This window comes from Rhizobium sp. LjRoot98 (assembly GCF_964252935.1).
In the GTDB taxonomy this organism is placed as follows: Bacteria; Pseudomonadota; Alphaproteobacteria; order Rhizobiales; family Rhizobiaceae; genus Pararhizobium.
Map to the genome: position 1 here is coordinate 1,559,635 of NZ_CAXUPW020000001.1, position 20,948 is coordinate 1,580,582.

Below are 20,948 nucleotides of genomic sequence, written 5' to 3' on the forward strand. Positions count from 1 at the left end.
GGCCGCGCTTCTAAGGGAGAACAACCAATGTGCGTCGCCTGCACCCATACCATTCACCGCGCCCAGCACAATTTCGGCTGGAACAAGGATTTCAAGCCGGCTGTCGTCGCCAAGCCGGGTGAGACCATCCATTTTGAATGCCTGGATTCCTCCGGCGGCCAGCTGGGTGCCGGATCGACGCTCGAAACCCTGGCGGCGCTCGATTTCAACAAGATCAACCCTGTCACCGGCCCGGTCTATGTCGAAGGCGCCAAGCCCGGCGATGCGCTCAAGGTAACGATCCGCCGCTTCATTCCGTCCGGTGTCGGCTGGACCGCCAATATTCCGGGCTTCGGCCTGCTCGCGGACCAGTTCAAGGAGCCGGCCCTGCATATGTGGTCCTACGATCCGCACAGCATGGCGCCCTCGCTTTACGGCCCCGGTGGCAAGGTGCCGCTGAAGCCCTTTGCCGGAACGATCGGCGTCGCCCCGGCCGAGCCCGGCCTTCATTCCGTCGTGCCGCCGCGCCGCGTCGGCGGCAATCTCGATATCCGCGACCTGACCTCGGGCGTGACGCTCTATCTGCCGGTCGAAGTCGACGGCGCGCTGTTTTCGATCGGTGATACCCACGCCGCCCAGGGCGACGGCGAAGTCTGCGGCACCGCCATCGAAAGCCAGATGGAGGTCGAGGCGACGATCGAGCTGGTCAAGGATGCACGCCTGCAAAGCCCGCGCTTCACCACCACCGAGCCGGTCACCCGCCATCTCGATGGCATGGGCTATGAGGTTACCACCGGCATCGGCCCGGACCTGATGACCGGCGCCCGCGAAGCGCTGATGCGGATGATCGACCTGCTCGGTTCCGAGCATGGCATGAATCCCGTCGATGCCTATATGCTCTGCTCGGTCTGCGGTGATCTCCGGATCAGCGAAATCGTCGATATGCCGAACTGGGTCGTCTCCTTCTATTTCCCGAGGATCGTGTTCGCGTGACATCTGCTGCCCCCGTTTCCCCATCCGTCCTCACCATCGACAAGCTCTGCGTCGATGCCCGCACGCCGGAAGGCCGCAGGCGGGTTCTCGATGATGTCAGTTTCGATCTGAAGCTTGGGGAAACGCTCTGCATCGCCGGCGAAAGCGGTTCTGGCAAATCGGTGACGTCGCTGGCCATCATGGGGCTTCTTCCCAAGGCATCGTTGCAGATCGCCTCCGGCAGCATCGCGCTTCAAGGCCGGGAGCTGTCGCGCCTGTCCAACAGCGCTATGCGCAGCGTCCGCGGCGGCGATGTCGCCATGGTGTTTCAGGAGCCGATGACCTCGCTCAATCCGGTGATGACGATCGGGGCACAATTGACCGAGGCCATTCGCGAACATCAGGGAGCGGAAGGCGGCAGCGCCGATGCGGTGGCGCTGCGCATGCTCGATGCTGTCCACATGACCGATCCGGCTAGGCGGTTGAAGCAATATCCGCACGAACTATCAGGCGGCATGCGCCAGCGGGTGATGATCGCCATGGCGCTCTCCTGCCGTCCAAAGGTGCTGATCGCGGATGAGCCGACGACGGCACTCGACGTGACGGTCCAGGCGCAAATCCTCAAGCTGATGGATGAGCTGAAGCGCGAATTCGGTGCCTCGATCATTCTCATCACCCACGACATGGGCGTCGTCGCCCAGATGGCCGACCGCGTCGTCATCATGCAGCAAGGCCGGATCATCGAACAGGGTGGCGCGTTGCCGATCTTCAATGCACCAACGCAGCCCTACACCCGCGACCTGCTTGCCGCCGTCCCCCGGCTCGGCGCCCATGCCGGCACAGACGGGCCGCCGCGTATCAGTCCGGCAGCGGCGGCAACGCCTGCGCTGGATCGCACGCCGGTGCTCACCGTGCGCGGGCTGGGCGTGACCTATGGCAAGTCGACCGGCTGGCTTTCAGGCAAGAAGCCGGCCGCATCCGCCGTCAGCGCGGTCTCCTTCGATATCCTGCCCGGCCAGACGCTCGGCCTCGTCGGCGAAAGCGGCTCGGGAAAATCCACCACCGGCAAGGCGGTGCTCGGCCTGATCCCGTTTACCGGTGATGTCGTCATCGACGGCCAGAATATCGGCGACCTCAGCCAGCGCCAGATGCGGCCGGTGCGGCGCAGCGCCCAGATGATCTTTCAGGATCCCTATGCCTCGCTTGATCCACGCATGGCGGTTGGCGCCGCAATTGCCGAACCGCTGATCATCCATGGACTTGCCAACAAGGGCGAACGCGACGACCGCGTCGCCGAGCTTTTACGCCGGGTCGGCCTGCAGCCGGATGCCGCCAGCCGTTATCCGCATGAGTTCTCCGGCGGCCAGCGCCAGCGCATCTGCATCGCCCGAGCGCTGACGCTCGGCCCGAAACTCATCGTCGCCGACGAGAGCGTCGCCGCCCTCGACGTTTCCGTGCGTGCCCGCGTGCTCGACCTGATGCTGGAACTGCAGGAAACGATGGGGCTTGCCTATCTCCTGATCTCGCACGACATGGCGGTGATCGAGCGCATGTCGCACAATGTCGCGGTCATGCGCGCAGGCCGCATCGTCGAAATGGGATCGCGCCGGTCGGTGTTCGAAAACCCGGCTGACGCCTATACCCGCGCGCTCATGGCTGCCGTGCCGATTCCCGATCCGGCATTGCGGCAGGTCGCGTGACGGACTGTCAATGATTATTCTGTAGCCGGGTAATGAATTCGCGTTACTGCGAAATGACGGCAAGCGAGTCGCGTTCGATCAGGTTGCAATCCATCTTGGTCAGCGGATAGCTGTCCTTGCCTGATGTCCGGCGCTTGCCAAGCTCGGAGATCGCCCAGGCGCCCATCGCCCGGTGCGGCAGGATCAGAGTGGAGAGCTGCGGCCGCAGATGGCGGCAGAGTTCGTCATCATCGTAGCCGATGACGGAAACATCCTGCGGGATCCTGAGGCCTGCGTCCCGCAGCGCATTGTAGCAGCCGGATGCCATCTTGTCGTTCTGGCAGAAGAAGGCGGTCGGCCGGTCTTTTAGCGCGAGAAACCGCTGCGTCGCCTCGAAACCCGAGGTCGGCGACCAGTTGCCCTCGCCGACCAGATCCGCATCATAGGCGATACCGGCCTTGGCCAGCGCTTTCCTGTAGCCCTTCAGCCGGTCTTGCGCCGCTTGCATGAACGGTTCCCCGACAATGGTGGCAATGCGGCGATGGCCGAGCCGGATCAGCGTCTCGGTCGCAGCAAAGCCACCGGCTGCTTCATCAGGAATAACGCTGGGGAAACGGCTTTCCGGCGCGTAGCAATTCAAAAGCACGACAGGGATTTGAAGGTTCTCGAGAAAAGAAGGCGGCGCCACCTGCCGGGTAAAGATCGTCATGTAGATCAGCCCTTCGATGCCACTGCGCAGCATCGCCTCCACTGCCTTTTCCTCGCGCTCCGGATTGCCCATCGTCTGGGCCACGAGAATGGTCGCCCCCTCGTCCCAGCAGGCCTGCCGCGCGCCTTCGATCGCATTGACCGATTCCGGCGTCGTCGCCAGCTGATCGCAGAGGAACCCGATGGTGCCACTCCCCAGATTGCCCAGCACCGGCCGATGGATCAGCGACGATGCGCCATAGCCCAGCGTCCGGGCCGCCTCGATGACCTTGCCGCGTGTCTCCGCCGAGATCGTCACGCCGGTCGCATTGTTGAGAACGAACGACACCGTCGCCTGCGAGCATCCCGCCAGCCGTGCAACATCGGTCATCGTCACGCGGCGCGGCGGCTTCTCATGTTTGGTTTTCTTCAAGACTGCATTCCCCGGCTGTGAGGGAAACCTATCTTATTTATTCTCATAAGCATATTGACTAATAATTATTAGTTACATTAGGCTTGAGCATCGGAGGAGAACGATCATGAACGCACCGGCACGATTTGACCTGCAGGACAATCTCAACGCCCTCAAGGAGGACGGCATCACCGGATTGAAGGGCGCCTTTACGCCTGAATGGGCCGATGCGATGCGCAACGACATGATGAGCGCATTCTGGTCGGCCATTCAGCGGCCCGGCGGCGCAGTCGGCCGCGGTCCGCGGCGCTGGTACGTGGAAATTCATCCGCAGGACTTTGGCGGTTTCGTCGATCTGATCATGCATCCCTGGGTCATCGCCATGTGCGAGGCAGCGCTCGGTCCGGACTACCAGATCGTCGAGATCGGGCTGGACGTGCCGTTCGAAGGCGCAAAATACCAGCCATGGCACCGCGACTTTCCCTCGCCGGAAGAGACCTATGTGGACCGCCGCATTACCTCGCTCGCCTTCAACCTGACCGGGGTGGATGTCACGCCCGACATGGGGCCGTTCGAGGTAGCGCCCGGCACGCAGTATGACGACGGCCGCGGCTGGAAGCACGAGATGTTTCCCGACAAGGCGCTCTGGGGCCGCTTTCAGGACCGCGCCACCCGCAAGTTCCCGCAGCGCGGCGACATTTCCTGCCGCTCGGCCCTGACGGTTCACCGCGGCACCGAACACCTGTCGCCGATTGCCCGGCCGGTCATGGTGCTTGGGGTCGATGCACCCGGTGCCGGTCATGCCGAACTGCACGACATGATGGTGACGCAGGATTATTTCGATGCACTGCCGGAAAAGGCAAAAAAGCACCTCGTCTGCCGCGTCGTCGACGAACTGGTGCCGATCAGCCAGAAGCATGACATCGAAGGCCTGGTAATGGGTGCCGATCCCGCCTGACGCAGACCTTCAGCGCACCCCGCCTCCGGCTCGTCCTTTTGGCCAAGCAAGCCCCGCCTGCACGATCGGAGATTTCCTTCGATCGTGTTTCCGGCTAAGCAGGAGACGAGCAAGACGGGAGGAAGCATGCGCACTATCATCGAAAGCGTGGAAGCGCGCCGCGCCGAGGCGCGTCTTGGCGGCGGACAGAAGCGCATCGATGCCCAGCATGCCAAGGGCAAGCTGACGGCGCGCGAGCGCATCGAAGTGCTGCTCGACGAGGGCTCGTTTGAAGAATACGACATGTATGTCACCCACCGCGCCGTCGATTTCGGCATGGCCGAGCAGAAGGTGGCGGGCGATGGCGTCGTCACCGGCTGGGGCACGATCAACGGCCGCCAAACTTACGTCTTTTCCCAGGATTTCACCGTGCTTGGCGGCTCGTTGTCCGAGACCCACGCCCAGAAGATTTGCAAGATCATGGACATGGCGGTGCGCAACGGCGCGCCGGTCATCGGCCTCAACGATTCCGGCGGCGCCCGCATCCAGGAAGGCGTCGCCTCGCTTGCCGGTTATGCCGAAGTGTTCCGCCGCAATGCCGAAGCGTCCGGCGTCATCCCGCAGATTTCCGTCATCATGGGTCCCTGCGCCGGTGGTGCCGTCTATTCGCCGGCCATGACCGACTTCATCTTCATGGTGCGCGACTCATCCTACATGTTCGTCACCGGCCGGGATGTGGTGAAAACCGTCACCAACGAGATCGTCACCGCTGAAGAACTTGGTGGCGCCGGCACCCACACGAAGAAATCCTCGGTCGCCGATGCGGCCTATGAAAACGATATCGAAACACTGGAACAGGTCCGGCTGCTGTTTGATTTCCTGCCGCTGAACAACCGCGAAAAGCCGCCGGTCCGCCCCTTCCATGACGATCCAGCCCGCCTCGAAAACCGGCTGGACACGCTGATCCCCGACAGTTCGGCCAAACCCTACGACATGAAGGAGCTCATTCATGCGATCGCCGATGAAGGCGATTTCTTCGAGCTGCAGGAGGCCTTTGCCAGGAACATCATCACCGGCTTCATCCGGCTGGAAGGTGAGAGCGTCGGCGTCGTCGCCAACCAGCCGATGGTGCTGGCCGGCTGCCTGGATATCGACAGTTCCCGCAAGGCAGCCCGTTTCGTCCGCTTCTGCGATGCCTTCTCGATCCCGATCCTGACGCTGGTCGACGTTCCCGGCTTCCTGCCCGGCGTGGCGCAGGAATATGGCGGCGTCATCAAGCATGGCGCCAAGCTTCTGTTCGCCTACAGCCAGGCAACCGTGCCGATGGTGACCTTGATCACGCGAAAAGCCTATGGCGGCGCCTATGACGTGATGGCATCGAAACATATCGGCGCCGACATCAACTATGCCTGGCCGACCGCCGAAATCGCCGTGATGGGCGCAAAAGGGGCCACTGAAATCCTCTACCGCTCCGAGCTTGGCGACGCCGACAAGATCGCCGCCCGGACGAAGGAATACGAGGAACGCTTCGCCAACCCCTTCGTCGCCGCCGAACGCGGCTTCATCGACGAGGTCATCATGCCCCACTCGTCGCGCCGCCGCATCGCAAGGGCGTTTGCTTCACTCAGGGGCAAACGCAAAGAGCAGCTGTGGCGCAAGCACGATACGATCCCGTTGTGAGAAACTAATTATGGCAATTTTCCTTCGAGATCCTCAAGTTGCTGGCGCCACCAGTAAGTGGCCTCTCTGGTCAATTGAATGCCGTCAGCATCTAGTCGTTCGAAATAAAGCCCCTCTTCGTCTAGCGATACGCCGAACTCGAAGGTTTTGAGTATACTGTTCCGCTCAAGCTCAATGAACTCCCAAAATATCCAGTTGTCACGGCGATTGTCCTTCCACCCATTCCATTTTCGGAGAACTTCCTCGTGATGCCTTTGCGAGACTTTCGCGTCCACTTTATCCAGCACATGACCAACAATTCGAAGACAGGAAACTAAATACACCCAATGCATTCGCCATTCCGGATACTCATCGCCAATGTCTGAATTTTGAAGTGTGAAGTTCATGCTGATGCATTCAGAGAACGGCTCCCAAGCTCGTAGAGTACGCTTCTGACAGGCTTTGACGAACAGGTCGCTTTGAGCAGGAATGTATGTGCTTCTCATGCTTTCTCCGGCATGGGTTACAAAACCCAGAGTTTAAAGGCAATAACTGCGTGCAATACTGGATTTACGAAAATTACCCTAAAAAATACGCATGCCTACACGAATACCGATGCGGCATGTGCAACAGTGGAGCCGGGCTCAATGGAAGTAACGCCCCTGAGAATGGTCATTGGCATGGCCCCTATTCCGATAGATCCGCAGCTGCGACCATCGCAAAAGCCATACCAATGATAGCCTATCGCGAATGCAAATTATGCGCCCCTTGAACTCGGAGGAATCATAGTGCGCTCGCACTTCTCACGTGTTTGAAGTGCTCTTCTCTCCGCACATGCCGCTCACTTACTAAGGACCACGCCCATGACCGAAAAATCCCCCGCCAACAATCTTCCAGCAGGCTACGAAGTCCCGAAAGTCTGGACCTGGGACAAGGCCAATGGCGGCGCGTTTGCCAGCATCAACCGGCCGATCGCCGGGCCGACGCATGACAAGGTGCTGCCGGTCGGAAAACATCCGCTGCAGCTCTATTCGCTCGGCACGCCGAATGGCGTCAAGGTGACGATCATGCTCGAGGAACTGCTGGCGGCAGGGCACAAGGGTGCGGAATATGATGCCTGGCTGATCAAGATCGGCGATGGCGACCAGTTCGGTTCTGGCTTCGTCGGCGTCAATCCGAATTCGAAGATCCCGGCATTGATGGACCATGCGCCAAAGGACGGCGGCGCTCCGGTGCGCACCTTCGAATCCGCCTCGATCATGGTTTATCTCGCCGAAAAATTCGGCGCATTCCTGCCCACTGATCTGCGCACCCGCACCGAGACATTCAACTGGCTGTTCTGGCAGATGGGCTCCGCCCCGTTCCTCGGTGGCGGTTTTGGCCATTTCTATGCCTATGCGCCGATGCACATCCAGTATGCGATCGATCGCTATGCCATGGAGGTGAAGCGCCAGCTCGACGTGCTCGACCGGCATCTGGCCGACAACCAATTCATGGCAGGCTCCGAGTACACGATTGCCGACATGGCCATCTGGCCGTGGTACGGTAATCTGGCACTCGGCCAGGCCTATGGCGATGCCGGCACCTTCCTCGATGTGCAGAGCTACAAGAACGTCCAGCGCTGGACGGCCGAAATTGCGGCCCGCCCGGCGGTCAAGCGCGGCCGCATGGTCAACCGCACGAGCGGCGATCCATCCGAACAATTGCATGAACGCCACGATGCCTCCGACTTCGATACGAAGACGCAGGACAAGATTGTAAAGGCGTAAGGAGAGACTAGCATGGCTAAACGGCCCGAGATGACAAAACACAGGGGCTTTCCCTCCGGCATGCCGGGCCATGGTCATCACTTCACCATCCGGCGGGCAAACGAGAAGGGGGTAACTCCGCTCAAGGCGCTGCAGCGCCTCGCTCGCCCCAATTCGATCGAGCAGAAGGTCGATGCCGCCTTCCTGCACGCGCTCTGGCACCATTTTGGCACCGAACCGTTCGAGCGCGGCAATCTGGACGCCGGACGGTTGAACCTCTTGTTCGGCCGCGAAGTGGTTCCCGCCGAAGACCCGTTCGACGCGGCGTCCTACGAAGCCTTGTTACGGATCGACGAGCGTGTCGGCCGCAAGAATTTCCCGGAAGCTTTCGAAGACGTGTTCGAGGTATGATGCAATGGCCAAGACCCCTGAAATGCCCAAGCATCGCGGCTTTCCAGCCGGAATGCTCGGCACCCAGTGGCAGTTCACCCTGCGCCGGGCGAATTCCAAGGTTACGCCCCTGAGCGCCTGGCCGCGGCACCGGACCATGGATCAGACGGTTGGACTTGCCGATATCGAATTCGTCCAAGCCCTCTTTCAATATTTCGGCACGGCGCCGTTCCAGCGTGGCAATCTCGATGGCGAACGGCTGTGCCGCCTGTTCGGCAGGGAATTGCTGCCGGCGGAACGCGGTTTTGACCCGGCCTCGTATGAGGCACTGCTGAAGTTGAACGTGCCTCTCGCCCGCAAGAATTTCCCGCAGGCTTTCGAGGAAGAAAAAAAGGATGCGGGCGCGGCGCGCGTCAACGGGAAATCGCGAGGCGATTAGCGTCAGAAAGCCGTTGAAGGTGGGGCCGCGGGATAAAGAAACGGCTGATGCGGCCGCAACGCTCGAAGAGTTGATGTTTTTATGGCGCGCTGTTCTCGACCTCTTGGAAGAGAGGTTGTGAAATGTGGGGCAACACCTACCCCCAATAAGTCATCGCTGAAAAATTCTGCTTTCGATTTCAAGGAAATGACGCATTCTGTCTTCGTGCTCAGCTGATTCGCCTCATGTGCCTGCGTCCAGGCCGAATTGAGAGCCGAACGACAACGCTAAATGATTTAGCCGGGGGGCAGGCGCAATGCAGAAGCGCGACGACGTCGAAAACTGGGCAGTTTACAGGGCACAACAAATTCTGATGCGCGAGGGCATGGACCTCGCCCTCTCGGCACGCGATTTCGATAGCGGCACGGTGAGGGCCAAAGGCAAGCTGCTTGCCATGGCGATCGCCGCCTCTCTGGTGGAAGCGTCCGCCGCCCGGGCGGATTGAGCCCAACACGCAACCCTTCGGAAACCATATTATTACCCGGCTTCACTGCGGGGTTTCCACCCCCTAAATCTGGGAATTGTCAGCGCCCGCGCCGGCTCTAGACTGTTGCTTCAAACTAGGTGTGTTTCGAGCGATGGGGGTGAAGCGATGTCGTTTCTGTCGGACATGGCCTTGAATCAAACTGATATCGAAGTGGTCTGCGGCGCGCTGGAAGAATGGTGCGAGGAGACCCACACGGTGCTCGACAGCGACAATGGCCGCGATGCTGCCACGGTGATGCTTGGCCTCTACAAGACCGGTCATGAAACCAAGGGGTCGATCCTCGAAGCGATGCGCCGGGTCAACGGCGCGTAACGCCGGGCGACTTGCCGGCTGCAATCACCACGTTCAGTTGACGCTGACGGGCTTGGAGCGCATGCGCGAGACCGTCTCGCGCTCCGCCCGCTTGCAGCGCATCGGCGGCAGGTTGCGATCCATCAGGTCCATGTCCTCCAGCACCATGTCGCCCATCTTCTTGAAGGCGCTGTCGAGCGCGCCTGCCCGGTGGGCGGAGCGCAGGAAGCCTTTGAGGCTGCGGACGGGATGGTCAAGCGGCAAAGGCTCGTCGGGATAGACATCGCTCGCCGCCACGATATGGCCGCTTGCAACCGCCGCCATCAGCGCGTCGAAGTCGACAACATTGGCGCGGCTCAGCAGGATGAAGGCAGCACCCGGCCGCATGCTCGCAAAAGCCTTAGCGCCGAGGAAATGCTGGTTCTCGCTGGTGACCGCCGCAACGACGAAAATGAAATCGCTCTTTGTCAGCACATCCTCAAGGCTCGACGGCATGACGCCGTTGTCGATGAGGATCGAGGCGGGCATCCAGGGATCGTAGACGCGGGTATTGGTGCGGAACCCGGAGAGCACGCGGTTCAACGCCTTGCCAAGATCGCCGAAGCCGATAATGCCGACATCGGCGCCAGACAAGAGCCGCGCCTTTGCATTGCCTTCGCCACCCCAGAGTTCACGGCCTTCGCGGAAATCCACGTCGGCATCGACAATGCCGCGGGCAATATTCAGCGCCATGGCAAGCCCCATCTCGGCGACCGGCTCGGCAAACACCTGCCCCGTCGTCACCACATGGATGCCGCGGGCAAACAGCAGCTCATAGGGCATGTTGTTGATCAGGTTGCTCTCGACATTGAGAATGCAACGAAGATTTGGCATGCGCTCCAGCGTTTCGGCGCTGAGCGGCGGCTGACCGATAATATAGCGGGCTTCGCCGAGAACATCGTCACCCAGTCCGGCGATATCTTCGGGATCAGCTTCGATGATGCGGTACTTGGCTTTCAGCTGCTCCAGCGCTGCAGGCGTAAAGATCAGATCAAGCGTGCGCGGTTCCGGCGCGCAGATGGCCAGGGGCCGTTGCGTTTCAGGCATGATAGCATCTCCCTCGCCAGGCATGGGAAAGGCCCGGCATTCCTCTTGGCCGAAGTTGTATTGATCAACGGTCAATTTGCAAGGCGGCTGGACAGGAGGCCTGCCTAATAATCAAGGCCGCGCAGCTGGCGTTCGATCGAGCGGGGCGTGCCGGGAGACTGGAACACCGGACCGTCGCCCTGGCGGCAATTGTTGACGGTCCTGTAGCGTGGCGCGAAAGTGGGGTAGCCATCGCGCTTGATGACGGTCTGCTCACAGTAGATCCGCTTGGCATCGAAAGCCTCCTCCGGCGTCTTCACACCGGGCAGATCGGTATAGACCTGAGCAAGCTGCACCGGCGCTGTGGACAGTGGCGCAGCGATAGCCGGGATGCCGGACAGAAGCAGCGAGGCGGAGAGAAAAACAGTCTGCAGGGTCAACATCACCATTCCAACCGATGCCCGATGAGCGCCATAGGTCTCCTGCGGGCGTGAGGAGACGGTATCGTTTCCAGAGAAGTTACGCTATAGCCAACGACCTGAACCAAAGTGCTGCACCTTGTCCGGCTGATGTGGGGTTTTCCATGGCAAATACAATACGGCTTCACGAAGGCGACATTTCAGTTGAAGACGCCGCCCGCTACAAGGGCGCGATCGCCATCGATACAGAAACGCTCGGCCTCATCCCGCGTCGCGACCGGCTCTGCGTCGTGCAGCTTTCGCCTGGCGACGGTTCCGCCGACGTCATCCGGATCGCCAAGGGCCAGACGCAGGCACCGAATCTTGTGGCCATGCTGGAAGACCCGTCCCGCCAGAAGATCTTCCACTTCGGCCGCTTCGATATCGCCGTGTTGTTCCATACGTTCGGCGTCACCACGACGCCGGTGTTCTGCACCAAGATCGCCTCGCGGCTGACCCGGACCTACACCGACCGGCACGGCCTGAAGGACAATCTGAAGGAACTGCTTGAGGTTGACATTTCCAAGCAGCAGCAGTCGTCCGACTGGGCCGCCGAAAAACTTTCGCAGGCACAGCTGGAATATGCCGCATCCGACGTGCTGCATCTGCATGCCCTGCGCGACAAGCTGACGGCACGCCTGATCCGCGATGGCCGCGCCGAACATGCAGACGCCTGCTTCGCCTTCCTGCCGACACGCTCCAAGCTCGATTTGATGGGCTGGGAGGAAACCGACATTTTCGCGCACAGCTGATCCTGCTATCCGGCAGCCTCAACCCACGACCGCAGCCGCGTGGGGCGTCCCGGCGCCGGCGTCGAAGGTTGACACCATCCTAATATAACGACCACGAAAATAGGTTAATCAGACATTAATGGTTGCCGGTTACTGTTCAACGATATCCCACGTTGCAGACCGCGCGGAGCAGCCATGATTACGCCTCTTCAATCCAGTGCCGGAACAGTTAGCACCACTTTGATGCAGTCGATGATCGACCAGGCGGAAGAGAGGCGCGTCGAGGACGAAAAGAAGGCGCGCAAGGAAACCAAAGAGGACGATATCCTCAAGGCGCGCATTTCGGCGAGCAAGAGCCATGCGGCGCTCAACGACAAGGTCAACGCCCATTTCTTCGGCGCCTTGAAGAGCGACGACAATCCGATGGCGGAATTGATTTCGCGCTTTCTCAACGTCTTGGGTGTGAGCCGGGACGAAGGCGAAACCGACACGGATTTCGGTACACGCGTTGGCGATACGCTGGCGCTGGTTTCGATGATCGGCAAAAGAGAAGCGAACGGAGGTATTCCCGGTCAACCGCGCGAGGTCACGCTGGCCCGGTTTCGGGTCTCGGTCGATGATATCGATGCCGTGCTGAACGGCACCGCAGAACAGCCGACCGAAATGACGAAGATGGCGGCCCGCTTCGTGACCCGCTATGGGCTCACGCAAAACGAGGGCGAAGACGACAAGGCCTACAGCAAGCGCATCGGCGAGGCGATGGCCGACGTGCGCAAGCCGATGCCAGCCAGCATCGAGGAACTCGAAAAGAAGACAGGTCTTCGGGATCTGGGCTTGACCGCCGCTCAGATGGTGGAAGCCATCAAGAACCCTCACGGGACTCAGGCGAAAGCCATCCAGGAAATTCTGGACGATACCGCACGCACCGACGGCACGTCGACCGAGGATACGCAGGTCGCGATCCAACGGTTGGAAGATATAGCCGATCCGAAATCCATCGAAGAACTGAAGCTGGAACGGACCCACCAGCCGGACCCGACCCGGGTCGAGAACGCCGAAACGCGCAAGGAGCGCGAAGAGGATATTCGCAAACTGGAAGCAGGTGAGAAGCTCGAGGACGTCCAGGATGTTCAGGACACGATCGAAAAGGTCAATGACGCCGTTCTCAATGCCCCCGGCTCAACCGGTGCGCCGACCGGAGAAGGCCAGCCTGCTGCAGAGGCTGTCACAGCGGGCGATCTGCTTTTGACTTTGGCAGCGGGCGCCGAAATCGCGCAGATAGAAGAACAGGCGGAAACCACTGCAGCCAGCAACAGCACGGCTGGGCGGATCGATACAATCGATACGGAAGCGGGAACGACGGACACGTCCGAGGAAGCCAAGGAAGAGGCTGACGCGGCCGTTCTGCTCGCCCGGGCCGGTCCCGGAGACGCAGCAGCACCGGTCGGAGAGGATGCGGAAGCGAACGGCATTCTACCCGTCAGCCTGGACGAAAACGGGATTTATGAAATCCTCAAGCGCCAGGCCGAAGGGGCGAAGGCCGCCTGATTACGGCTTGCGTCTGACAATACCGAGGCGCGCCATCACTTCCTTCGGGATGCCATATCGCTGAACGGCATCGCGGTTTGAGCGCAGGCCACAGATTTCGCGCTGGATGAAGAACGCCCAGACGACATCGGCGGCATCGTTCAGCAACTGTTCCCGCTGCTCCGGCGCCGTTTGAGGATCGCTGAGTACGCTCAAGGCGGCGATCGCCTTTTCCACTTTCAACCCATGCCGGCCGAGCGCATCGGCCCGCTCCGACATCAGCTCGTATTCGAGCAGATTGAGGCCGGTATCCTTGCTGAAGGATGGCGACAGGGATTGCGGCGGACGAACCGTCATCGTCAGGACTCCACAGGTAGACCTAACCCAAGATGGAGCGCCGCTGGCTACCAGGCAATGGGTTATTTTGCCCGGGCGCGTATCTCGTCAAAACTCCAGTCGCGGAGCAGGTCGCCATTTTTCCAGACTGTCTCCAGATGATTGCGGCGATCCCTGAGCTCGTCGAGACGCGCTGCTTCGAGGCCGCCAGGGCCGCTGACGACCGCCTGACGGCCCGCCTTCGACGCCTTGACGTTCATGGTCGCAGGCCGTTTGAAGACATCGTGCCATTTGCCGGCTTCATCCAGCCGGGCATTGGTTTTCATCGCGAAAGAATAGGTGTCGCGATTGACCTTCTGCAACAGGCTGCCGCCCATGCCGAAGGCGATGTTTTCCGCAGAGAACCCGAATGCCTCCAGACGGCCCAGAATCTGGTTGATGTCGGCATTGGATATGCCGTCGCCCTGGATGACCCGGACGCATTTTTCAAGCACCTTGTAGCCCTTGCCGTTCAACACTGAGCCGAAATGATAGTCGAGCTGCTTGATCACATGCACCGGCGTCTCTATCGGGTCGCCGCTGTCGGGACGGATGACCACTGTGCCGCCGCTGGCCCTGACCTTTTCGCGCAATTGCTCGCCCCAGATTTCCGAGACGGCGTAGTTGATGTCGTAACTGTCGGACACGACAGCGAACATGCCGCGACCGGCAAAGCGGTCGATCATGTTGGAATAGGCTTCCGTTTCCCGCTCGACACCCCAGGCGGTCATCGTCGAATGTTCGGAAGCGGGGATCGAGAACCCGGCCATTTCGGCGCCATAGTACCGCCGGGCATAGAGCACGCCGGCCACCGTGTCCGTGCCCATGAAATTGACGAGATGCGCCGCGCCGCCGATACCGGCCTGTTCCTGCGCGCCAACCCCGCGCGCTCCAAAATCGTGCAGCCGGAAAGGCAGGACGGCGTCGGGGTCGTCGCAGGTTTTCTCCAGGATTGGCCGGATGATCTGCCTGATCTTGCGGGCATTGCTGGCGACCGACGATGGATACCAGACGGCACGCAAAAGCGCGGTCTCGATGTAGGACGTCAGCCAGAAGCTGTCGGGATCGGTATTGACCACCTGCACCATCGGCACACCACGGCGCAGCAGAGTACCTTCGGGCAACGCCTGGATCTCAAGCGGCAGATAGCCGCCGAAATGATCGACGATGCGCATCCAGCCGGCGCGATGGAACGGCAGGCCGTGAGCGAGGACGATCGCTTCGGCCTCATCGACATCGGCGCGTGTAACCGGCTTGCCGAGATACTCTTTAAGGAACATCTGCAGCCCGAAGAACAGCACATCGGCCTGTTCGGGATTGCCGCGGGTTTCAATATACGCGGAAATGCCGCTGGTGCCGGGCGGGTATTGCAGGAAATGGCTGAATTTGTAGCTATCGGTGTTGAGGATCAGGTTGGTCAGGTTCATCGCATTCCCCCCGAAAGCAATTCCATACGCGCAGCATAACCGGCGGCGGTAGCACGAGATGTACGCGAGCGGGGAAAGGGCGGCAAGAGCAAAGCAGGCGCCTGCCATCTCGGGGTAGCCGCTCTCGGTATGGTTAATATTCTGTCAATCATTCCGCGCTAATATGGAGCCATACAATGCTCGGCCAACTTGGTTCCGCAGCAGCCGCCGCAGTCTGGTCTGGCCGTGAATGAGCCGTCGGGCATGCGCATGAAGCGCCATCATCCCCCTGACGTATGCCTTACGGCATCCGACGCTTTCGTTGGCATGCCGAACAGATTTGGCCTCAACCCGAACGTGACGGAGATTGCGATGCTGATGCCCCTTCTCTCGGTCAAGACACCCGGCGCAGCAGCACAGGCGGCTGTCGCCATCGAAACGGTCGCGCCGCGAGAGCGGGCGCTACCGGTCGCGATGCCTGGCCGGATTTCGGGACATCAGTCGGAAGCGGTTTTGAAAATTCTGGAGACGCTGAACCGGCATCTGCTGGGAAGCGAGCCTCTGCCAAAGGACGCGCTGATCCGTTTGCTCGACACATTGTCGAAAATCCTGAAATTTCCGCCGCTGCCGCAGGAAACGCTTCGCGATTTCAGCAAGCGGCTAGCCGTCTTTATCGAAACGCTGCCACCGGCGGCGCGGGCGGCCCTTGAAAAGCAACTAGGCCAGCGCAATCTAGCGATCGTCATCAAGATGCTCGCCGAGGTGTTGAAGATGCCCTCGATTATCGAGATGCCGCGCTTGCTGGACAGACCCTTCCTGCCGCCCACCGCACCGCGCGCTGGCGGCACACAGCCGGACGGCAAGCCGACGCAAAATACCGCCATACAGCAGGGACAGACGACAGCTCCGGCCCGTCAGGCATCCGTGCCCAATCCGCAGACGATCGTCGCCGGCCCGGCAATCATTGCCGACCCCGGGCTGTTGCAGGCCGCCTTGAAAAAGGCCTTTGGCGGTGACGATACCACCCCAGCCATCATTGCCTTCGAAGAAAGCATCGATGCGGACACGGCGGCGGCGGCACCGCGTGCTGAGCAATCTGCAAAGGCCCAGACGGCGCGCGACGCCGCCCCCACCGGCGGGCAGCCGCAACACACCAGCAAGGCGAATTCGGAGACGATCCCGCTCCTGCGCGCCGCTGCTGCCTTTCTCGCCGCCGATCCGGAGGCCCTGTCTCTGGTCGCCACGATCGCATCCGGCATGGATGACCAGCTGAAAGCAGAGCTGGTGAAAGAACTGGAACTCGAGCTCTCCGGGCCGCAGGAAACATCCAAGCATAAGGAAGCATCGACCGGCTCTGACAGGCCTGAAGCCCATGGCGATGATTACCGCACGTCGGACGCTGAGCCAGACATTCCGGCCAATGCGGCGACGTCAACCGCCAAAATGACCGTTGCACGCAATCCCGACGAGGTCGATGGCTTCACGGATCACGATCTTGGCGAGTGGGAATTGGAGATCGAGGCGCAGGATCAATCCCTCACCGGCGCCGATGACATCCCCTCGCCTTCGGCCGAGATGGAGATAGACCGCCCGGAAAAGAGCCTTGCGCAGGCGCTGAAAGCGCTGGTCGAGGCCAGCCTGCCGTTGCCCGGTGCCGAGACATCCGACCCACTGTTTGCAACGCTTGCAGGCGACACGGCTGACATCAGCGCCGAAATCCTGTTTGCGCAGCTGGAAGCCTCCGAGAGTGCAGAAATGCTGCCGGACGCATCGTTGCTCACCGGCGATATCGGCGATCCGAGGGAGCTGGCCGGGCTTGAACCCGATACCTGGAACCCGATGCTGGATGGACCGGAGGAAAAGGCGGCGAGCCGCCAGATGCTGCCGCATTCGGCGACGGCGGAAGAGAATGCGCGTGAAGCCCTGACGCCGCGACTGCCCGACGCGGGCGTTATCCGCGATGCAATCCCCTTCGCGATGATCCCTTATCTGCCGGCAAAGACACAGGAGTTACGGACTCTCGAAGCGGAAGACGAAGAAAAACCATCCTTTACCGGCGAAGAGGATCAAGACCAGCAGGGCGAAGACGGCGACAAGCCGGAGAGCGAAGGCGAAGATACGGCTCCTGTGCAGCAGGCTGATCTGGACGAACGCGAGAGCGACGCCGCCTATGATCTCTACCGCCGTATGGGCGGCTACGGATGAAGCCATCCGGCACGGAAAGCAGGACATGAAAAAGCCCGCGGAAATCGCTTTCCGCGGGCTTCTCTATTCAGACTGCTAAGGCTTATTCGCCCGAGCGGTTCTTCAGGGCTGCGCCCAGGATGTCGCCGAGCGAAGCGCCCGAGTCGGACGAACCGAACTGTGCGACGGCTTCCTTCTCTTCAGCGATTTCCAGAGCCTTGATCGACAGCATGACCTTGCGGTCCTTCTTGGAGAAGTTGGTGACGCGAGCGTCGACAACCTGACCAACGGAGAAACGCTCCGGACGCTGTTCGTCGCGGTCACGCGACAGATCGGCACGGCGGATGAACGAGGTGAGGTCTTCGTGGTTGACAAGCTTCACTTCGATGCCACCGTCGTTGACGGCCAGAACTTCGCACGAAACAACGGCGTTCTTGCGCAGGTCGCCGGAAGCAGCAGCGTCGCCGACTGCGTCCTTGCCGAGCTGCTTGATGCCGAGCGAGATGCGTTCCTTTTCGACGTCCACATCAAGAACGACGGCCTTGACCATGTCGCCCTTGTTGTATTCCTCGATGACCTGCTCGCCCGGACGGTTCCAGTCGAGATCCGACAGGTGCACCATGCCGTCGACGTCGCCGTCGAGACCGATGAACAGGCCGAATTCGGTCTTGTTCTTGACTTCGCCTTCAACTTCCGTGCCAGCCGGATGGCTGTGCGCGAATGCCTGCCACGGGTTCTCGAGCGTCTGCTTGAGGCCGAGCGAGATGCGGCGCTTGGTCGGATCGACTTCGAGAACGACAACGTCGACTTCCTGCGTCGTGGACAGGATCTTGCCGGGATGTACGTTCTTCTTGGTCCAGGACATTTCGGAGATGTGGATCAGGCCTTCGATGCCGGGCTCCAGCTCTACGAATGCACCGTAGTCGGTGATGTTGGTGACGGTACCGGAGATCTTCTTGCCAACCGGGTACTTGGCACCGATGCCATCCCAAGGATCCGACTCGAGCTGCTTCATGCCGAGCGAGATGCGGTGGGTTTCCTGGTTGATGCGGATGATCTGAACCTTGACCTGCTGGCCGATGTTCAGGATTTCCGAAGGATGGTTGACGCGGCGCCATGCCATGTCTGTGACGTGCAGCAGGCCGTCGATGCCGCCGAGGTCAACGAACGCACCGTAATCGGTGATGTTCTTGACGACGCCGTCAACAACCTGGCCTTCTTCGAGGTTCTGGACGATTTCCGAACGCTGTTCAGCGCGCGACTCTTCGAGAACCGTACGGCGCGAAACAACGATGTTGCCACGGCGCTTGTCCATCTTGAGGATTTCGAAGGGCTGCGGGTTGTGCATCAGCGGGGTAACGTCGCGGATCGGACGGATGTCGACCTGGCTGCGCGGAAGGAAGGCAACGGCACCATCCAGATCGACGGTGAAACCACCCTTGACCTGGTTGAAGATGACGCCTTCGACGCGTTCGCCGGCTTCGAACTTGACTTCGAGGCGGACCCAGCTCTCTTCGCGGCGAGCCTTTTCGCGCGACAGAACAGCTTCGCCCATCGCATTTTCGATGCGCTCGACGTACACTTCGACTTCATCGCCGACCTTCAGCGTGCCGTCCTTGGCCTTCGCGCCGAATTCCTTCAGAGCGATGCGGCCTTCGACCTTGAGGCCGACGTCAACGATTGCGACGTCCTTCTCGATAGCCGTTACAATACCCTTGGTGACGTAGCCTTCGGCAAGATCCTGCGTAGCAAAGGATTCCTGCAGCAACGCAGCAAAATCGTCGCGGGTGGGGTTAGCTTGAGACATGAATACTCCTGATGTGCCTTCATGGGGCACAGGCGCCGGGGGTTAGCGTTGACAAGTCCAAAAACCATCCGCTCCAATCATGAAGGAGCAAATCCGGCGCGGGGATGGTGGTTCGGACGATTACTTCAATGCGGCGTCGACAAACGTCTTCGCCGTTAAGAATGCGGCCTCTATACTCATTTCAGAGGTATCTAGCAAGTGCGCATCGGCAGCCGGGCGCAGCGGGCTGTCGGCCCGCCCCATGTCGCGCTCGTCACGCTTGACGATGTCAGCCAGAATCTCCAGAAAATCGGCCGGAATGCCGTTGCCGACGATCTCGTCGAACCGGCGCCGGGCGCGCACTTCGGCCGAGGCCGTGACATAGAGTTTCACCGGAGCATCCGGGCAGACGACGGTGCCGATATCGCGGCCATCGAGAACCGTACCGGGCATACGCTCCGAAAAAGCACGCTGCGTCTCGACAAGCGCCTGGCGCACCAACGGCATGACGGCGATCTTGGAGGCGGCCTCGCCGATCGAGTGGGCAGACAGGACATTGCGGTCGAGCCCGGCAAGTTCGACGTCGCGGGCCATCTGCTCGGCAACCCTCTCGTCGTCCAAGGGTAGTCCGGCATCCAGCAGCGCCTTGGCGGTGGCACGGTAGGTCAGCCCGGTATCGAGATGATGGAAACCGTACTCCTCGGCGATGCGGCGGGACAATGTTCCCTTGCCCGCTGCCGCAGGTCCGTCGATGGCGATGATGAAAGTCATTGTTCTACCTGAAAATGGATATGATCGTCGTGGCGAGCCGCCCGGCAACCCTGGAATCTCACAGTATCGTTCTCGACGGCAAGCGTTTTTGCGAGATGCGGCTCAATGAATATCTTCTCGACGCCCTGTTTTCGCCCCTCAGACGATAACCATCGAACTGCTGTTGCCGTTCGCGCTTCATACAGAGACCAATCGACAAAAAGAGGCTGAAGAAACTGCAAATCCCAGCGGAAGGTCAAAAGATCATTGCGGCCGGCACAGGGTAGAGGTGCGTTGCCATCCGGTTGTTCAAAAGCGAAATAGCCGATCGGCGAACGCGTCTGCCCGTTCAACACTTCGCCGGCTTCCCCCCGGTAATAGAAGGCGACATCCAGCTTTCGCCCATCGCTATGTGAGAGATGCGGGAGAAGGGGGAATCCATTGATGAAGGGAAAGTTCGCATCCAGCGCCAGCGTCACGGTACCTGGAAATTCCGAAGCCATATGCTGAGCCAGAGCCTCCGCCGCCTGCTGCATACCGGCACTCACATAGTTCCGGTTGAGAACACAGTACAAAGGCGATTGGAGCTGAAGTGGCGCGGCATCGCTGAAACACGGCAGCGCAACCCGCCCGAACGCCGGTGCCACGGCATGTGCAGCAACCGTTGCCAAAACATAGAGAAATAGGAAAACAATCGCTTTGAGCAGGCGGCCGCTGATTTGCAGAACGCGGGACGCCGCAATCGAGGCCAGAAAAACTACCCCGCCAATCTGGGTCAGAAGCGTCAGGACGACAAAGATAAAAACGCTACAAATCAATGCCATTATAACTTCACTATCCGGTTTCACCGCCGCTTCTCGCCCAAAAACCAGTTGGTCCGCTCGTTTCAGCCGCTGTGACGTCACAGCCAATCTCCACATCGGAGAAAAGTCTGACACTGCGCAGAG

Annotated in this window: 21 protein-coding genes; 12 read left to right on the forward strand and 9 right to left on the reverse strand. The window is 60.5% G+C overall.

Going from position 1 to position 20,948, the window contains the following annotated elements; translation table 11 throughout:
• Positions 1-27 precede the first annotated feature (27 nt).
• On the forward strand, positions 28-972 hold the full coding sequence (locus tag ACSQ3J_RS07720) for an acetamidase/formamidase family protein (RefSeq protein ID WP_436038924.1): 945 nt from the start codon (positions 28-30) through the stop codon (positions 970-972).
• Entirely contained in the window at positions 969-2,651 is a 1,683-nt protein-coding gene (locus tag ACSQ3J_RS07725) for an ABC transporter ATP-binding protein (protein WP_436038925.1), read from the forward strand. The genes ACSQ3J_RS07720 and ACSQ3J_RS07725 overlap by 4 nt, the downstream gene beginning before the upstream one ends.
• 43 nt (positions 2,652-2,694) lie before the next feature.
• Here ACSQ3J_RS07725 and ACSQ3J_RS07730 read toward each other — a convergent pair whose 3' ends face one another.
• Positions 2,695-3,750, reverse strand: a complete 1,056-nt coding sequence (locus tag ACSQ3J_RS07730; RefSeq protein ID WP_436038926.1) for a LacI family DNA-binding transcriptional regulator — start codon at positions 3,748-3,750, stop codon at positions 2,695-2,697.
• Between the two features lie 106 nt (positions 3,751-3,856).
• Here ACSQ3J_RS07730 and ACSQ3J_RS07735 point away from each other — a divergent pair, with 106 nt between their 5' ends.
• The gene (locus ACSQ3J_RS07735; RefSeq protein ID WP_436038927.1) at positions 3,857-4,687 is read left to right on the forward strand and encodes a phytanoyl-CoA dioxygenase family protein; all 831 of its coding nucleotides are present in this window, start codon (positions 3,857-3,859) and stop codon (positions 4,685-4,687) included.
• A 126-nt stretch (positions 4,688-4,813) separates the two neighbouring features.
• The gene (locus ACSQ3J_RS07740) at positions 4,814-6,346 is read left to right on the forward strand and encodes an acyl-CoA carboxylase subunit beta (RefSeq protein WP_436038928.1); all 1,533 of its coding nucleotides are present in this window, start codon (positions 4,814-4,816) and stop codon (positions 6,344-6,346) included.
• A gap of 8 nt (positions 6,347-6,354) precedes the next feature.
• On the opposite strand, the gene ACSQ3J_RS07745 is transcribed toward ACSQ3J_RS07740, so the two are convergent.
• Positions 6,355-6,831, reverse strand: coding sequence for a hypothetical protein (locus ACSQ3J_RS07745; protein ID WP_436038929.1), 477 nt, complete (start codon positions 6,829-6,831; stop codon positions 6,355-6,357).
• Positions 6,832-7,188: 357 nt separating this feature from the next.
• Between ACSQ3J_RS07745 and yghU the strand changes: the two genes are divergently transcribed.
• The 5 genes from yghU to ACSQ3J_RS07770 all read left to right on the forward strand — a co-directional run bounded on the left by yghU (position 7,189) and on the right by ACSQ3J_RS07770 (position 9,740).
• Entirely contained in the window at positions 7,189-8,094 is a 906-nt protein-coding gene (yghU, locus tag ACSQ3J_RS07750; RefSeq protein WP_060512000.1) for a glutathione-dependent disulfide-bond oxidoreductase, read from the forward strand.
• Between the two features lie 12 nt (positions 8,095-8,106).
• Entirely contained in the window at positions 8,107-8,484 is a 378-nt protein-coding gene (locus ACSQ3J_RS07755) for a hypothetical protein (protein WP_060501164.1), read from the forward strand.
• A 4-nt stretch (positions 8,485-8,488) separates the two neighbouring features.
• On the forward strand, positions 8,489-8,902 hold the full coding sequence (locus ACSQ3J_RS07760) for a hypothetical protein (protein WP_060501166.1): 414 nt from the start codon (positions 8,489-8,491) through the stop codon (positions 8,900-8,902).
• Positions 8,903-9,197: 295 nt separating this feature from the next.
• The gene (locus ACSQ3J_RS07765) at positions 9,198-9,386 is read left to right on the forward strand and encodes a hypothetical protein (RefSeq protein WP_060501168.1); all 189 of its coding nucleotides are present in this window, start codon (positions 9,198-9,200) and stop codon (positions 9,384-9,386) included.
• A 171-nt stretch (positions 9,387-9,557) separates the two neighbouring features.
• Positions 9,558-9,740, forward strand: a complete 183-nt coding sequence (locus tag ACSQ3J_RS07770; RefSeq protein ID WP_156393809.1) for a hypothetical protein — start codon at positions 9,558-9,560, stop codon at positions 9,738-9,740.
• A gap of 33 nt (positions 9,741-9,773) precedes the next feature.
• Here the strand turns inward: ACSQ3J_RS07770 and ACSQ3J_RS07775 are convergent, their stop codons facing one another.
• Both ACSQ3J_RS07775 and ACSQ3J_RS07780 read right to left on the reverse strand, forming a co-directional pair.
• On the reverse strand, positions 9,774-10,805 hold the full coding sequence (locus ACSQ3J_RS07775) for a hydroxyacid dehydrogenase (RefSeq protein WP_060501172.1): 1,032 nt from the start codon (positions 10,803-10,805) through the stop codon (positions 9,774-9,776).
• A gap of 104 nt (positions 10,806-10,909) precedes the next feature.
• The gene (locus ACSQ3J_RS07780; RefSeq protein ID WP_156393810.1) at positions 10,910-11,227 is read right to left on the reverse strand and encodes a hypothetical protein; all 318 of its coding nucleotides are present in this window, start codon (positions 11,225-11,227) and stop codon (positions 10,910-10,912) included.
• 140 nt (positions 11,228-11,367) lie between these two features.
• On the opposite strand from ACSQ3J_RS07780, the gene ACSQ3J_RS07785 reads away from it, so the two are divergent.
• On the forward strand, positions 11,368-11,994 hold the full coding sequence (locus tag ACSQ3J_RS07785) for a ribonuclease D (RefSeq protein ID WP_060501176.1): 627 nt from the start codon (positions 11,368-11,370) through the stop codon (positions 11,992-11,994).
• A 174-nt stretch (positions 11,995-12,168) separates the two neighbouring features.
• On the forward strand, positions 12,169-13,521 hold the full coding sequence (locus tag ACSQ3J_RS07790; RefSeq protein WP_156393811.1) for a hypothetical protein: 1,353 nt from the start codon (positions 12,169-12,171) through the stop codon (positions 13,519-13,521).
• Here the strand turns inward: ACSQ3J_RS07790 and ACSQ3J_RS07795 are convergent, their stop codons facing one another.
• Complete coding sequence (locus ACSQ3J_RS07795; protein WP_060501179.1) at positions 13,522-13,857, reverse strand: DUF6665 family protein; 336 nt, start codon at positions 13,855-13,857, stop codon at positions 13,522-13,524.
• 62 nt (positions 13,858-13,919) lie between these two features.
• Positions 13,920-15,302 carry a nicotinate phosphoribosyltransferase gene (locus tag ACSQ3J_RS07800; RefSeq protein ID WP_060501181.1) on the reverse strand — a complete coding sequence of 461 codons (1,383 nt, stop codon included), beginning with the start codon at positions 15,300-15,302 and terminating at the stop codon, positions 13,920-13,922.
• 351 nt (positions 15,303-15,653) lie between these two features.
• Between ACSQ3J_RS07800 and ACSQ3J_RS07805 the strand changes: the two genes are divergently transcribed.
• Positions 15,654-17,486: a hypothetical protein gene (locus tag ACSQ3J_RS07805; RefSeq protein WP_156393812.1), complete on the forward strand. Its 1,833-nt coding sequence runs from the start codon at positions 15,654-15,656 to the stop codon at positions 17,484-17,486.
• Positions 17,487-17,568: 82 nt separating this feature from the next.
• On the opposite strand, the gene rpsA is transcribed toward ACSQ3J_RS07805, so the two are convergent.
• The 3 genes from rpsA to ACSQ3J_RS07820 form a co-directional block, all read right to left on the reverse strand.
• Entirely contained in the window at positions 17,569-19,272 is a 1,704-nt protein-coding gene (rpsA, locus tag ACSQ3J_RS07810; protein ID WP_037104019.1) for a 30S ribosomal protein S1, read from the reverse strand.
• A gap of 120 nt (positions 19,273-19,392) precedes the next feature.
• Positions 19,393-20,022 carry a (d)CMP kinase gene (gene cmk / locus ACSQ3J_RS07815; protein ID WP_060501185.1) on the reverse strand — a complete coding sequence of 210 codons (630 nt, stop codon included), beginning with the start codon at positions 20,020-20,022 and terminating at the stop codon, positions 19,393-19,395.
• Positions 20,019-20,828, reverse strand: a complete 810-nt coding sequence (locus tag ACSQ3J_RS07820; RefSeq protein ID WP_436038972.1) for a hypothetical protein — start codon at positions 20,826-20,828, stop codon at positions 20,019-20,021. Before ACSQ3J_RS07820 ends, cmk begins: the two co-directional genes overlap by 4 nt.
• Between the last annotated feature and the right edge of the window lie 120 nt (positions 20,829-20,948).

Coding starts and splice junctions, on each gene's coding strand:
- ACSQ3J_RS07720 (WP_436038924.1), top strand. CDS start 28: ATGTGCGTCGCCTGCACCCATACCATTCACCGCGCCCAGCACAATTTC.
- ACSQ3J_RS07735 (WP_436038927.1), top strand. CDS start 3,857: ATGAACGCACCGGCACGATTTGACCTGCAGGACAATCTCAACGCCCTC.
- ACSQ3J_RS07740 (WP_436038928.1), top strand. CDS start 4,814: ATGCGCACTATCATCGAAAGCGTGGAAGCGCGCCGCGCCGAGGCGCGT.
- ACSQ3J_RS07745 (WP_436038929.1), bottom strand. CDS start 6,831: ATGAGAAGCACATACATTCCTGCTCAAAGCGACCTGTTCGTCAAAGCC.
- yghU (WP_060512000.1), top strand. CDS start 7,189: ATGACCGAAAAATCCCCCGCCAACAATCTTCCAGCAGGCTACGAAGTC.
- ACSQ3J_RS07755 (WP_060501164.1), top strand. CDS start 8,107: ATGGCTAAACGGCCCGAGATGACAAAACACAGGGGCTTTCCCTCCGGC.
- ACSQ3J_RS07760 (WP_060501166.1), top strand. CDS start 8,489: ATGGCCAAGACCCCTGAAATGCCCAAGCATCGCGGCTTTCCAGCCGGA.
- ACSQ3J_RS07765 (WP_060501168.1), top strand. CDS start 9,198: ATGCAGAAGCGCGACGACGTCGAAAACTGGGCAGTTTACAGGGCACAA.
- ACSQ3J_RS07775 (WP_060501172.1), bottom strand. CDS start 10,805: ATGCCTGAAACGCAACGGCCCCTGGCCATCTGCGCGCCGGAACCGCGC.
- ACSQ3J_RS07780 (WP_156393810.1), bottom strand. CDS start 11,227: ATGTTGACCCTGCAGACTGTTTTTCTCTCCGCCTCGCTGCTTCTGTCC.
- ACSQ3J_RS07785 (WP_060501176.1), top strand. CDS start 11,368: ATGGCAAATACAATACGGCTTCACGAAGGCGACATTTCAGTTGAAGAC.
- ACSQ3J_RS07790 (WP_156393811.1), top strand. CDS start 12,169: ATGATTACGCCTCTTCAATCCAGTGCCGGAACAGTTAGCACCACTTTG.
- ACSQ3J_RS07795 (WP_060501179.1), bottom strand. CDS start 13,857: ATGACGGTTCGTCCGCCGCAATCCCTGTCGCCATCCTTCAGCAAGGAT.
- ACSQ3J_RS07800 (WP_060501181.1), bottom strand. CDS start 15,302: ATGAACCTGACCAACCTGATCCTCAACACCGATAGCTACAAATTCAGC.
- ACSQ3J_RS07805 (WP_156393812.1), top strand. CDS start 15,654: ATGCTGATGCCCCTTCTCTCGGTCAAGACACCCGGCGCAGCAGCACAG.
- rpsA (WP_037104019.1), bottom strand. CDS start 19,272: ATGTCTCAAGCTAACCCCACCCGCGACGATTTTGCTGCGTTGCTGCAG.
- cmk (WP_060501185.1), bottom strand. CDS start 20,022: ATGACTTTCATCATCGCCATCGACGGACCTGCGGCAGCGGGCAAGGGA.